We start from the raw sequence: 13,516 nt of genomic DNA on the forward strand, positions 1-13,516 counted from the left end.
TAATTTAACGGCTTCATGAAGAAACTATTCTTTATACTCAGTTTTATCTGTATTCAAAATATATCTGCACAAAACATCATGGATCTTGATCTAAAAAATGTGGAGTTGCAGGGCATGAAGCCGGTAAAGATCAACCAGGAAATGAGAGAGGCAGGAATTACCAATATTCCTTTTGTGACTGAAAATCCCCAAGTTATTTCTAAAATTGTCAGTGAAAAAATCGCCCCGAAAGTGAAAAAGCTGTATGCTTATATTTTTTCTGATCCGAAAGATGACCTTAATGACGGCGGAGTGTATATTTATCAGTTTAATTCTAAAAAAGACCTTGACGGATATATTGCTGAAAATTTTGAGCAGTCCAATTACAGGGTTTTGGTAAAAGATCTGTTTTATATCAGAATCTGGAGTGATTACGGATACAATATTAAAGGTAAGGAAAACAGTGACGACCATTTAAATAAGCTGGAAAAATATTACCTCAAGTTGGGGGCGAGAAAAATTCAGCTAAAGCCCGATGAGTCTGTTATGGAAAGTACTGCAGATTAAAAATAATGATTTTCAAATCAAAATATACCATCGTATTTTCAAAATCCAGAGAAAGTATTTTAAAAAATCTTGAAAACAGCATATTTACTGGTTTTCCTGATTATGCCGGTAAGTATTTTACAGGAATTGTGGATAAAAAAGGATTTAGATTAAAATTAATGGAACAAGATCATTTAGTATTTAAAGGAAAACTCATTAATGATGAAAATCAGAAAAACACAATTAAATTATCTGTAAGATTAGATTTTTATCGGCTATTGCTTATTATTCTTATCATATGTTTTCTGGTAGTAAGCAACAATGGGAATTATTTTATTTTGTCTGCTTATATTATGATCGCAGTATTTTTAGGGTACAAAAATTATAAAAGTTCACAAAAAGTAAAAGAGTTGTTTTTTCATTATCTGAAAAAGATTGATCCTGATTATAAAATTATTTCTAATACATCTTATTGATTAATGCTGTATACTATCATAAAAGCACTGCATATTATCTTCATGGTAAGCTATTTTGCGGGAATTTTCTACCTCGTGCGGATTTTTGTGTATTATAAAGATACCGATGAATTTTCAGCTGAGAAAAAGACAATTCTCAGGGAACAATATACATTTATGGCCAGAAGACTATGGAATATCATCACCGTTCCGGCAGGAGTTATAATGACCATTTGCGGATTGATCATGATTTTTCTGAATTCCGGGCTGTTGCAAACACCTTGGTTTCATTTAAAACTTACTTTTTTAGTGGGTTTGGCGTTATATCATTACTGGTGTTGGAAAAAAGTGCAGCAATTGGTCATGCTCAACGGAAACACCCTGGAAACAGCCAATATAAAGCTGAGACAGGCCAATGAAATCGCTACATTCATCTTGTTTTTAGTAGTATTTACCGTAATTTTGAAGTCTTCTGTGATCGAATACTGGTGGCAGCTGATAACAGGATTTATTGTTCTGGTGTTTTTAATCATGATGACTGTAAAACTGGTCAATAAAAGAAAGAAAAAATAATATGCTTAAAGCTGTAGGTTATAGCTTACAGCAAAATTAAAAACTATGATTGCAATTTTTAAAAAAGAACTTTGGAGTTATTTCGGAAACTGGAGCGCATGGGTTATTATTGCGGCATTCAGTCTGATCACCACATTGTTTTTGTTTTTTTTCGAAAACGATTTTAATATTTTCGATATCGGGATGGCTTCTTTACAGAGTTATTTCGTCCTGGTTCCGTGGCTGTTAATGTTTATCATTCCTGCACTTTCGATGCGAACTTTTGCGGAAGAACAGCAGACCGGAACTTTATACTGGCTTTTCTCGCAGCCTTTGAAGATACCGGAGCTGGTTTTCGGGAAATTTCTTTCCGTTTGGGTTGTAGGGATTTTATGTCTCATTCCTTCCCTGATTTATCTTTATACCGTTTATGTTTTAGGTGTTCCGGAAGGGAATATTGATCTGGGAATGACGTTTGGAAGCTATTTGGGATTAATTATTCTCATTGCAGCATTTTCGGGAGTAGGAGTTTTGGCTTCTTCCCTTTCTCAGAATCAGATCATGGCGTATTTGCTGGGTGTTTTTATGTGTTTCATCCTGTATTTCGGGATAGAGCAGTTAGCCAGTTATAAATTGCTGGGCGGCGCAGATTTTATTTTGCAGAATATTGGTTTTTATCAGCACTTTTTAGGGTTTACAAGAGGCCTGATCGATTTTAAAGACCTTGCTTATTTTGTATTTGTAACCGGTCTTAGTTTAGCATTATCCAATCATTTTATTAATAAAAAGAAGTAAAAACATGAAGAAGATATCATTCAAATCTCCGTTCGGGATTTTACTGTTTGTCATTGTACCGTTGACCCTGATTTTAGTCATTTCAGGAATCAGATTGGATTTAACCAAAGAAAAAAGATATACGCTTTCAGAAAGTACGATCAAAGTGTTAGAATCGGTAAAAAAACCGGTTACTGTTGATGTTTACCTTGAAGGGGATTTCCCGGCAAGCTTTAAGCAGCTTCAGAGTGAGACCAAATTTATGCTTGAAGAATTCAGAAAAATAAATCCGAAAATAGATTTTAAATTCATTGATCCCATTAAAACAAAAATGTCTCAGGACACTTTGATGGCAATGGGAATGCAGCCTTCCATCCTTCCGGACATCAAAGACGGAAAGGTTTCACAAATCACACTGTTTCCGTATGCAGTGGTAAAATATGATAAAAGAGGAGTATCCATTCCATTGGTAGTGCAGCAAACCAATATTAATGCAGACGATCAGTTAAGAAAATCCATTGAAAATCTTGAATATAATTTAGCATCAAATATTAAAACCGTTGCCACCGATAAAAGAAAGAAAATTGGAATTCTGGTTAATCAGGACGAGTTGAGACCGGAAGAATTTCAAGGTTTTATGAATCTGGCGCTGGAAAGCTACGATGCAGGTCCTATTATTCCTAAAAATAATGTAGAGCTTACTTTAGAAGACCTTCCGCTTTTGAAAAGAATGAGTGCTCTGGTGATTGCAAAACCAAGAAAAGCTTTTACGGATAATGAAAAAGTAATATTAGACCAATACATCATGAATGGCGGAAAAACGCTTTGGATGATTGACGCTGTGAATGCTGAAATGGATACTTTGACCAGATCCAAAAAAGTGATGCCGTTTCCGGTGGATATGAATATGACCGATTTCTTTTTCAATTACGGGTTAAGAATCAATCCGGCATTGGTAAAAGACGTAAAGAAATTTGCTTTATTAAAGCTGGTTACCGGTGAAGTAGGCGGAAATCCGCAGTATTCAAGCTTGCCGTGGCCTTATTTTCCGTTGGGAATTGCTGAAAATGATAATCCGATTACCAAAAATATCAACCCGGTAAAATTTGAATTTCCAACCTCTATTGATACACTGGGCGGAAGAAAATTCAAAACAAAAGTACTCTTTGAATCCAGCGAAAGAACTTTGCTGAAGCAGGTGCCCAATTATGTTGAGCTGAAGGAAATTGCCAGTGTCGACAGTCTCGGACAAATGGAAAAACCAAGCACACCAAAGATTTTTGCGGTCGCTCTGGAAGGAAAATTCTCTTCAGCATATGCTTCAAGAATCGAAAGAAAATCGTATCCCGGATTTAAATCTCAAAGTCCGGACAATAAAATGATCGTCATCGCAGATGGGGATATTGGAAGAAATAAAGTCATGAAAGGCCAGGCTTTGCCTTTAGGTGTTGATATGCTTACAGATGAGCAGTTCGGGAACGAACAGTTTTTAAGAAACGCATTGGATTATCTATTAGATGACAGTAATTTAATTGATCTAAGAAACCGCAACATAGAAGAACGCCTTCTTGACCGTCACCGCATTGCCGATGAAAAAACAAAATGGCAGTGGATCAACTTGCTGCTGCCTTTAGTCATCATCGGGCTTTTGGGAGGTTTATTCTTCTGGATGAGGAAAAAGAAATTTGCATAGAAACAAAAAAGAGAAACCTAGGTTTCTCTTTTTTGTTTTAAATCGCGATAAATCTACCACGGGCTAATTCCCGTTTCGTCTTCAATATCATTGCTGAAAAACTGTCCTGTCGGTGCATTGTCGTCGGTTGCAGTATGTTTTACGATAAAGCTTGCGGCGCTTTCTACAGAACCGGGGCCGCTGTGCGCGTTAAAATCGGTTGCCGTATAACCGGGATCAATCGCATTTACTTTAAAAGGGAGATCTCTCAGTTCATACGCCAAGACAATAGTATATGCATTTAACGCTGATTTTGAAGTTCCGTAAGCGGCAGTTTTTACATGATAATATTTCCAGGTAGGATCACTGTGAAGCGTCAAAGAGCCCAATCCGGAAGTAATGTTGCTGATTCTGGGGCTGTCAGATTTTTTAAGAAGGTCCAGAAAGGCCTGTGTTACGCTGATCACCCCAAAAAAGTTGGTATCAAAGACCGTCTGAATATCTTCAATAGAAACTTCTGCGGCAGTCTGCGGATTTACCCCAAGAACTCCTGCGTTATTGATCAGGATATCCAGCTTGCCCTGTTCCTGGTCAACGATTTTTCTGGCTGCATAAATTGATGCCGAATCGGTAACGTCAATAGCGATTGCTTTGATGTTTTGAAACCCTTTTTCTGTAAGTTCTTTCACCGTAGCTTTTCCTTTTTCAAGATCACGGCTTCCGAGATAGACAAAAAATCCTTTTTCTGAAAGTTGTTTGGCGGTTTCAAGGCCAATGCTTCTGTTGGCTCCTGTAATGAGTACTGATTTCATATTTTTTGTTTTAATTAATGAAGCAAAATTCCGTCAATTAAAAATAAGATCATTTGTCATTTGGCAAAAAGCGATTTACCGTATGTTTTTTCTGATTCTGCTCAGTGAAGATTGGGTAACGCCCAGATAAGAAGCAATATAAGAAAGCGGAATCCGGTTGACAACAGTAGGATATATTTCAAGAAATTTCAGGTACCTTGTGGTCGCATCTTCTGAAACCAGCGGACTTCTCCGTTCTACTTTCTGCATTAGTGCTCTTGAAATAATTTTATGAACAATAGTTTCCCATCCCACAATCGTCTGCAAAAGTTCGAGCCAGTCTTTTCTTGAAAAAATAATTAAAGTACAGTCGGTAACTGCCTGAACGTAAGCGCTGGAAGGAATTTCATTATCAAAGCTCTCCAGATCTACCACAAGATTGTTTTCTTCAATAAAATATTTGGTGACTTCCTCGCCCTGATTATTATAATAACAGACCCTCATAATACCATCAATGATAAAGCCGACCCGTCGTGCGGTTTTTCCTGCTTCTGAAAAATATTCATCTTTCGGAATGACGATTTCTGTGGCTTTACTAGCAATGAAATCAATCTGCTGCTGATTAAGATTTCCGAACCGTAAAATAAAATCAAATAGTTGTTTCATGAGCGCAATGTAAAGAAAGTTGTCTTTATGGGATTTGTCATTTGGTAAAAAATGAAATTATGTGCAGCAATCTAGTGAACTGGTAATTAGGATTTCAGGGATAATCATTAAACATCTTTTATAAAATCTTCATATTCATAATAGAACCGTTCAAAACCGTCCATTTTTTCTACAAAAAATTCGAAAATTTCCTGCCACGAATTTTTATTAAATATCGAGACATGCTGCTTTTCGACCCATATTCTGCTGATGATTTTACCGTTGTCGAGAATAAAATATTCTTCTTTGTGGAAATCTCCTACAAAATCTTTCAAGAGATCTTCTAAAGACCAGATCTTTTCGTAGTATGCATTCCGGAACACTTCATCTTTCATTTCAATATCCAGGGAAACTTCAGCCTTTTTATTGTCTGCATTGAATTTAAATGAAAAATCCTTCACTTTGGTGTCATACAAAACCCATTTTCGGGGAAATGATTTTCCAAAAGCGGTCCAAAATTCTTTTTTTAATTGCTGTGCTTCCTGTTTACTGAACATACTGCAAATGTATAAATTTTGTTGGAAAGCCTTATAAAAGCAAATACCTTGATCATTATTTTACAGTAAATTTTTAAAACAAATTTCCTATTTTTGTAGTAATGCTTTCAAAAAAATCTCAATATGCCTTTAAAGCGCTTTCATATCTTGTAGAAAAAAGAAATGACGGCCCGGTTCTGATATCAGAAATTGCATTGTATAAGAAAATTCCTTTGAAATTTCTGGAGAATATTTTACTGCAGCTGAAAAAAGCAGATATTCTGGACAGTAAAAAAGGTAAGGGCGGCGGTTATTTTTTCAAGGAAAATCCGGGAAATATAAACCTTGCCAGAATTATCCGTCTGGTGAACGGCCCGATTGCCCTTCTTCCATGTGTAAGCCTGAACTTTTACGAAAAATGTGAAAACTGTACAGAAGAACACTGCAGTCTCCATGACGTTCTCATCGAAGTACGGGATGCATCTCTTCATATTTTAGAGCAAAAAACATTACTGGATCTGATTGACTGATCTCTTTATAAAATCGTTTGAAGTTTAGGGTATGAATCATGTAAAAGCAGTACTGAAACCAGTGATTTATTTTTATTTTTATATCTTAAAAATTACCTATGAATTTACATATAGTGGCATTGTTTAAATTTAACGAAAGTTATCTGATGGACGCAGTAGAACTTTTCCAGACCTTGGTGAGAGAAACCAGAAAAGAAGAAGGATGTCTGCAATACGATCTTGTAGAAGATAAAGACCAGAAAGGAACTTTTTTTCTGATCGAGCTTTGGGAAAGTGTAGAGCATCATAATCATCATAACGGAGCCGACCATCTTTTGAATTTCCGTCTGAATGCCGCAAAAATATTAACAGAGAATATTGAAGTTTATAAAGGGTTTAAAATTTATTGATAAAGATCTAATGATCAGATTTTATTGACTACAAAGGCAGTTCATCTTCATGAACTGCCTTTTTTATTAGAAAAAATAGAAATAGTAATCGGTTGAAATCAGGTTATTATTTTTTAACAAATTTTGATTTGATCAATTTTCCCTCTTTCGTTTCAATCATCATATAATACACTCCTGCTGGAAGCACACTGATGTCAAAAGTCTTGTTTTTTAATGCTCCTGATGTAGACTTTTGACCTGCAGCAGAGTAAATCTCAATATTTTTAAGTTCTTTTTTTATATCAAATTGCAATGCCGTATTTTCAGCATTTACCGCAAATCTGATGGTCTCATTGTTTTTTAGACTTTCCAGAGGTGATAAATTAGAAGTTAGATCATACACAATATCATCAATATCTGTCGCAGTATGTGGAGCTGCAACGGCACTTACTGTTCTGAAAACCAAATAGGTTGATGAAGAATTGGGTACTGCAACGGTAAAATTCTGGTACGTATCTGTAGTAAGCATCGTTGGAGATCCCAGTGCCACAAATGTGGTCATATCTGTAGGATTCGAAGCAAGACCCACCTGAATCATTACTGGAGCAGATGCAGTATTTTTTCTGGCTTTAAAGGTAATGCTCTTATTTCCGGTAGGAGCTACAATCTGCGGAGAAACCAAATATTGCGGGGTACTGATATTGGCTCCCGAATACGACTGAATGTACTTGTTCGCTGTATTCCCGGTGTCTGTAAAGACGATCATCATAGGTCCGGGATTTCCTGTAGCAGTTGGCAAAACAGATGACCACTGGTTTTGTGGGAATGTCGTATTTCCTGCAGTAAAGTTGTTAAAATTTTCATTAATAGTTGCCATTTGTGCATGTGCAGACATCGCTGTGAACAGTACAGTTCCAATGAGTAGTTTGAATTTCATGTCGTTATTTTTATTTAGAATTATTCTACAAAACTAATAATTTATTTTTAATTATTCTAAATAAAGCTATATATTTGTCAAAAATTTTTGAGTTTATGAAGAACAAAGTGCTTTCTGTACTGACATTATCTGCAGTTTGCTGGATCAATGCACAGGAAAAAGATTCTCTAAATCAGAAAAAAATAGAAGAAATTATCATTACCGGACAATATCTGCCTCAATCGGTTAATCAATCGATTTATAAAGTTGAGGTGATTGGTGCGCAGCAAATTAAAAATATGGCAGCAACCAACGTTGCAGAAGTCCTTAACCAGAATCTTAATATTTTAATAGAGCCAAACAGCGGCAGCGGAGATTCTAATGCCCGAATCATGGGTCTTAGTGGAGCTTACACAAAAGTACTGATTGATAATATTCCTGTAGTCAGTGATCAGGGAATGGGAAATCAGTTTGATTTAAGTAAAATCAATGTCAATAATATTGAACGTATTGAGATCGTAAAAGGTGCAATGGGCGTAGAATATGGCAATAATGCAGTTGCAGGAGTGATCAATATTATTACAAAAAAAAATTATAATCAAAAAATAACTGCCGTACTGTCTTTACAGGAGGAAACAGTAGGTAAAGATTATGACTGGTTCAAAAAAGGGAATGGCCGTCATATTCAGGCACTTAATCTGGGTTTTAAAGTGAATGCATATTGGTCTGTTACCGCAGATGTGAACCATAATGACTTTCAGGGGTATAAAGGTAATCTGAACGGATACAAATATTTCAACGGTGACAATGATAAAAAAAGAGGCTACGAATGGCTTCCCAAAGATCAGGTTACTTCCAATGCCGCGATTCGATATTCTAAAGGCTACACTTCCTTTTTTTATAAAGTGAATTTCTTACACGAAAATGTAAATTTTTACAATCCCCTTATTGAAAACTTACCGCTGGGTGAAGGGAACAGAACTTACATTTCCAACGACAGGGATTTTTTTACAAAAAGATGGATCCATCAGTTTAATATTCAGACCAGAATAGGCTCAAGAGTCAATTATCACGGTGATTTTTCGTATCAGACTCAGGAAAGAAAATATCAGGATTACATCTATGATATTCCAAACAGAAAGAAGCTTTCAGAAGAAAACAAGAAGACGTTTTATGATTCTGAAGTACTGTATTCACGCGGAATGTTCAGTAATTTTTTAGAAAGTGAGATCTTTAATTTTCAGTTGGGATACGAGTTGGACCATACAAGCGGTTACGCAGGATCTTCTACTTTTGAATTTAATAATAACGGGATTAATATTGAAAGAACTCTGTTCAATTATGCTAATTTTCTTTCAGCAGAATGGAAGATCAATAATAAAATTTCTTTAAGACCGGGAGTAAGGTTGGCTCTGAGCGACAAGTTTGATGCTCAATACAACTATTCATTAACAGCAAGATACAATACATCAGAAAATTCAGATTTGAGGGTAGTTTTTGGTTCTTCCAATAGATTTCCAACCTACAATGAGCTGTATACATTCGTCGTTGATAACAATCATGATATTCGCGGAAATGAAAACTTAAATCCTGAAAAAGGATATTCTTTGGGACTGTTCTGGGATTTTACTCATTTGAATTCTCGTAATTGGAAATTTGACGTGAGCGTTTCGGGTTTGTATCTCGATGTAAAAGACAGAATCGAAAATGTAATCATCAGCAACAGCCCGCTGAAATATACCTATCTCAATATTGATCATTATAAATCCATCGTATTAGGAAGTGGTATTACAGTACGTAAAGATCATCTGTCATTTAATGCCGGAGTTTCTGTGATGGGCATCTCTCAGGCGCTGCATGCGGAAGAAATCTCTTCATCCGATGATTATAATTTTTATACGGAAGTCAATGCTGCAGCAAATTATACCTTGCCGGAAACGAAAACCTTATTGTCACTGTACTATAAATATACCGGTGTTCAGAAGCAGCTTACTCAGAAAGCAACCCAGAATCCCGGTGAAACTCCGGAATATGTTTTAGGGGAAATCGGCCAGTTCAGTATGATGAATTTTACCGTTTCTCAGCCTTTTTTTAAAAACCATTTAGAACTCAGTGCCGGGATAAAAAATATTTTTGATGTATCAACAGTCCGGAATACCATACTTGCTTCCGGTGCTCACAACGCCGCTCCGGATACCCAAAATCTTTTTTACGGAAGAAGCTATTTTGCCCGTCTCAATTACAATTTTTAAATAGATCAATATGAAAAAAATACTGTTTACTTTTTTAGTAGGTACCTTATTCATTTCACATTCGTGTATTAATGACAATGAAGATCCCGTTGCCGTTCCGCCTATTGAAGGTGCCGTTGCAGATCCGTTAGTGGGTGGGGCGGCACAGCCCAATCAGGTCTGGATCGATCTGAGTGATATTGATCCTGTGACCAAATTACCCAAACAGAAATATACCAGAAGAACCGATTGGGATCTCGCTTTCTATTCCGGGAATGCATTTAAAGTAATGCTCAATTCATCCATCATGATGGCAGCAGGCAAAATTCAGAATGCGACAGATTTCGATCAGGTAAATGAATCTACGGTTGCAGGTTTGAAAAATCAGGTTCAGGTAGCCAATTTCAATCCGGATAATATTGCCTTTATTGATGATGTTGCCGGAAATTTTCCTACAGGATACACTGCCATTGAAGAGATTAAAGCCAATGACACAGAAAACGGAATTTATCTTGTCAATATGGGGAAAGATATTTTTACAGGATCTATTCCCGTAGGATCCGTAACAACCGGTGGTGACATGAGAGGATGGAAAAAAATTCAGGTGTTGAGAGCAGGTGATGGATATAAACTGAAGTCTGCCAATCTTGACGGTACCGAGTATATCGAAATCTTAATTACAAAAAATCCCGCGTATAATTACAGTTTTGTCAGTCTTAACAATAAGAGTGAAGTCATTATACAGCCCGAAAAAAACAAATGGGACATTTGCTTTACCGTATTTACCAATACCATAACAGGAGCAGGAAGTTATATATATGCAGATTTTGTAAATCATAATAATCTGGGAGGTGCAGGAGCTTATGAGGTGAAAATTGATGCTCCCGCTTCAGGCCTTGATGCATACAATGCCTTTAAAGTTTCAGATATCGATCAGTCAAAATTTGTGTACGATGACCACCGCATCATTGGTGGAAACTGGAGAAACCCTGTAGGAACAAATGGCCTTGAAGTGTACGGAGACCGTTTTTACATTATCAAAGATGCAGACGGATATTATTTTAAACTCCGGTTCACAAGGCTTACCAATACACTCGGCGAAAGGGGATTTCCTCAATTCGAGTATAAGCCTTTATAGAAATAATGTAATCAGATAAATAATAAAACAATTGAAATAAGTGTAAACCATAAAAAATAAATAATAAGATGAGTACGTTAGTAAATAAACTGAAAGAAAAATGGGAAGCTCTGAAGACAGAAAATCCACATCTCAGAATACGGAATGCTGCAGCAGAACTGGGAGTGAGCGAAGCAGAATTACTGTTAACTAATGTTGGGGACGAAGTAACAATTTTAAAGCCTGAATGTGCAGATATCTTATCGGAAGTTGAAAAATTGGGCAAAGTAATGGCTCTGACAAGAAATGAAGAATGTGTGCATGAAAGAAAAGGAACGTATCTGAATGGTGATTTCAGTAGCTCTCACGCACTGCTTTTTGTAGGTGAAGATATAGATCTGAGAATATTCTTACATCATTGGAAATTTGCGTTTGCCGTTGTGGAGGGAGATCGTAGAAGCATTCAGTTTTTCGGGAAAGACGGGTTGGCGCTGCATAAAATATATCTGACAAAAGACAGCAATGAGGAAGCATTTGACAATCTGGTTTCCCGCTTTAAAGCCGAAAATCAGGAGGAAGCCTTTGTTTTTGAAACGGCCGCTCCAAAAGAAACAGAGAAACCCGATTCAGAAATTGATGCGGAAGGCTTCAGAAAATCCTGGCTGGAACTGAAAGACACTCATGAATTCTTTATGATGACCCGGAAATTCGGGGTGAGCAGAACGCAGGCTTTAAGACTGGCTCCTGAAGGATATGCGAAAAAAATCGACAGTTCAAAAGTGGTAAACATTCTGGAAGACGCGTCTGAAAAAAATCTACCTATCATGATTTTTGTCGGAAATAGGGGAGTTATCCAGATTCATACGGGTGAAATACATAAAACAATGTGGCATCAGCAATGGTTTAATGTGCTCGATCCGGATTTTAATCTGCATTTGGACGTTACAAAAATCGCTGAGGTCTGGATCGTAAAAAAACCAACAGAGGATGGCGAAGTTACTGCCATTGAAGTATTCAATAAAGAAGGAGATTTCATCGTTCAGATCTTTGGAAAAAGAAAACCCGGAATCCCGGAACTGCAGGAATGGAAAGATCTTGTAGCAGATTTAGAAAAATAATAGTTAGTTAATTAATTGATGAAGGCCGTTTTGTTTAATAATTCAAGGCGGTCTTTTTTATTTTAGTTAAACACTAACAAATTTTTAATGAAAATTTATAGAAATACTATTCCTGCATCCGTAAACTATATTTCTACATCCTGAAACTATATTCTTGCACCCGGAAACTATATTCTTACATCTATAAAGTATATTCTTGCATCCGCAAACTATATTTTTACATTCTCAAATACTATTCTTGTGTCCGAAAACAATATTTTTGTATCTCAAAACAATATTCTTGCTTCCGGAAACAATATTGGATCATCCGGAAACTTTGGTCATGCCTTTTTTAAATAAATAAGCCGTCTTTGAATTGATTTTTAAAAATTTGAATCCTTTAAAACGAGAAAATAAGTAAGAATGAAAAATACATTCATCATCCTATTCCTGTTGGGTCTTTCAGTCTTAAACGCGCAGGACTTTAAACCGTATCAGTTTTACAGCAAACAGGGAAAAAAAATAAAAACTGAAAAGCTCATTAAAGAACTGGCTGATTATGATGTTGTTTTTTTCGGTGAAAATCACAACAGTTCGATCAATCACTGGCTTCAGCTGAAAATTACGCAGGCTTTATATGAAAAGAAAAACACGCAGATTATTTTAGGGGCAGAAATGTTTGAAAGAGACAACCAGGCTCCACTTAATCAATATCTGGAAGGGAAAATTGATGAAAAAACGTTAAAAGACTCTGCACGTTTATGGAATAATTATGCAACAGATTATCAACCTTTGGTAGATTTTGCCAAGGATAAAAAATTAAAGTTTATTGCTACCAATGTTCCGCGGAAATATGCTTCAAAAACCGCAAAAGAAGGGTTGGAATCTTTGAATCAACTGAACGAAAAAGAAAAATCCTATATGGCTGAACTTCCCATTAAGGTCACTTTGGAGACACCGGGTTATCAGGAAATGAAAGCCATGATGGGAGATCACGCAGAAGGGACAAAAGTGATGAATTTCATTGCTGCACAGGCCATCAAAGATGCAACAATGGCAGAATCGATCCTTAAAAATTTTGAGGCCGGAAAAACATTCATTCATTACAACGGAAATTTTCACAGCAAAGCATTTGGCGGAATTTACTGGTATATCAGACAAAAAAATCCTCACCTGAAAATGGCGGTGATCTCTGTTTTTGAATCCGATGATCCGGAACTGAAAATTCCTGAAAAAGACGATGTTCCGACAGATTTTAATCTGGTCATTCCCGCTGATATGACCAAAACTTATTAGCCAAGTAGAAG

Annotated in this window: 15 protein-coding genes; 11 read left to right on the forward strand and 4 right to left on the reverse strand. The window is 36.4% G+C overall.

Features of this window, described 5'->3' with window-relative positions; genetic code table 11:
• The first annotated feature begins 15 nt into the window (after positions 1-15).
• From N0B16_RS02520 to gldG, 5 genes are read left to right on the forward strand one after another with little or no spacing between them, the layout of a single operon-like run.
• Entirely contained in the window at positions 16-546 is a 531-nt protein-coding gene (locus N0B16_RS02520) for a hypothetical protein (protein ID WP_262989144.1), read from the forward strand.
• 5 nt (positions 547-551) lie between these two features.
• Positions 552-1,001 (forward strand): hypothetical protein, encoded by a 450-nt coding sequence (locus N0B16_RS02525; RefSeq protein WP_262989145.1) that lies wholly within the window; start codon positions 552-554, stop codon positions 999-1,001.
• A 3-nt stretch (positions 1,002-1,004) separates the two neighbouring features.
• Positions 1,005-1,553, forward strand: a complete 549-nt coding sequence (locus N0B16_RS02530) for a CopD family protein (protein WP_262989147.1) — start codon at positions 1,005-1,007, stop codon at positions 1,551-1,553.
• Between the two features lie 45 nt (positions 1,554-1,598).
• Positions 1,599-2,327 (forward strand): ABC transporter permease, encoded by a 729-nt coding sequence (locus N0B16_RS02535; RefSeq protein ID WP_262989148.1) that lies wholly within the window; start codon positions 1,599-1,601, stop codon positions 2,325-2,327.
• A 4-nt stretch (positions 2,328-2,331) separates the two neighbouring features.
• Entirely contained in the window at positions 2,332-3,999 is a 1,668-nt protein-coding gene (gldG, locus tag N0B16_RS02540) for a gliding motility-associated ABC transporter substrate-binding protein GldG (RefSeq protein WP_262989149.1), read from the forward strand.
• Between the two features lie 53 nt (positions 4,000-4,052).
• Here the strand turns inward: gldG and N0B16_RS02545 are convergent, their stop codons facing one another.
• The 3 genes from N0B16_RS02545 to N0B16_RS02555 all read right to left on the reverse strand — a co-directional run bounded on the left by N0B16_RS02545 (position 4,053) and on the right by N0B16_RS02555 (position 5,971).
• Positions 4,053-4,790, reverse strand: a complete 738-nt coding sequence (locus N0B16_RS02545; RefSeq protein WP_262989150.1) for an SDR family oxidoreductase — start codon at positions 4,788-4,790, stop codon at positions 4,053-4,055.
• A 75-nt stretch (positions 4,791-4,865) separates the two neighbouring features.
• On the reverse strand, positions 4,866-5,435 hold the full coding sequence (locus tag N0B16_RS02550) for a Crp/Fnr family transcriptional regulator (protein WP_262989151.1): 570 nt from the start codon (positions 5,433-5,435) through the stop codon (positions 4,866-4,868).
• 107 nt (positions 5,436-5,542) lie between these two features.
• The gene (locus N0B16_RS02555) at positions 5,543-5,971 is read right to left on the reverse strand and encodes a DUF4268 domain-containing protein (RefSeq protein ID WP_262989152.1); all 429 of its coding nucleotides are present in this window, start codon (positions 5,969-5,971) and stop codon (positions 5,543-5,545) included.
• 101 nt (positions 5,972-6,072) lie between these two features.
• On the opposite strand from N0B16_RS02555, the gene N0B16_RS02560 reads away from it, so the two are divergent.
• Together N0B16_RS02560 and N0B16_RS02565 are read left to right on the forward strand one after the other, a co-directional pair.
• Positions 6,073-6,480 carry an RrF2 family transcriptional regulator gene (locus N0B16_RS02560; RefSeq protein ID WP_262989153.1) on the forward strand — a complete coding sequence of 136 codons (408 nt, stop codon included), beginning with the start codon at positions 6,073-6,075 and terminating at the stop codon, positions 6,478-6,480.
• A gap of 98 nt (positions 6,481-6,578) precedes the next feature.
• Complete coding sequence (locus tag N0B16_RS02565; protein WP_262989154.1) at positions 6,579-6,869, forward strand: putative quinol monooxygenase; 291 nt, start codon at positions 6,579-6,581, stop codon at positions 6,867-6,869.
• A gap of 106 nt (positions 6,870-6,975) precedes the next feature.
• On the opposite strand, the gene N0B16_RS02570 is transcribed toward N0B16_RS02565, so the two are convergent.
• Complete coding sequence (locus tag N0B16_RS02570) at positions 6,976-7,785, reverse strand: T9SS type A sorting domain-containing protein (protein WP_262989155.1); 810 nt, start codon at positions 7,783-7,785, stop codon at positions 6,976-6,978.
• Positions 7,786-7,880: 95 nt separating this feature from the next.
• On the opposite strand from N0B16_RS02570, the gene N0B16_RS02575 reads away from it, so the two are divergent.
• From N0B16_RS02575 to N0B16_RS02590, 4 genes are all read left to right on the forward strand, one after another.
• The gene (locus tag N0B16_RS02575; RefSeq protein WP_262989156.1) at positions 7,881-10,016 is read left to right on the forward strand and encodes a TonB-dependent receptor plug domain-containing protein; all 2,136 of its coding nucleotides are present in this window, start codon (positions 7,881-7,883) and stop codon (positions 10,014-10,016) included.
• A 10-nt stretch (positions 10,017-10,026) separates the two neighbouring features.
• Positions 10,027-11,133: an HmuY family protein gene (locus tag N0B16_RS02580; RefSeq protein ID WP_262989157.1), complete on the forward strand. Its 1,107-nt coding sequence runs from the start codon at positions 10,027-10,029 to the stop codon at positions 11,131-11,133.
• Between the two features lie 68 nt (positions 11,134-11,201).
• Positions 11,202-12,230 carry a hemin-degrading factor gene (locus N0B16_RS02585; protein WP_262989158.1) on the forward strand — a complete coding sequence of 343 codons (1,029 nt, stop codon included), beginning with the start codon at positions 11,202-11,204 and terminating at the stop codon, positions 12,228-12,230.
• A gap of 402 nt (positions 12,231-12,632) precedes the next feature.
• Entirely contained in the window at positions 12,633-13,505 is an 873-nt protein-coding gene (locus N0B16_RS02590; RefSeq protein ID WP_262989159.1) for a ChaN family lipoprotein, read from the forward strand.
• Positions 13,506-13,516: the final 11 nt, after the last annotated feature.

This window comes from Chryseobacterium gilvum, from assembly GCF_025628965.1.
GTDB classification, from domain to species: domain Bacteria; phylum Bacteroidota; class Bacteroidia; order Flavobacteriales; family Weeksellaceae; genus Chryseobacterium; species Chryseobacterium gilvum.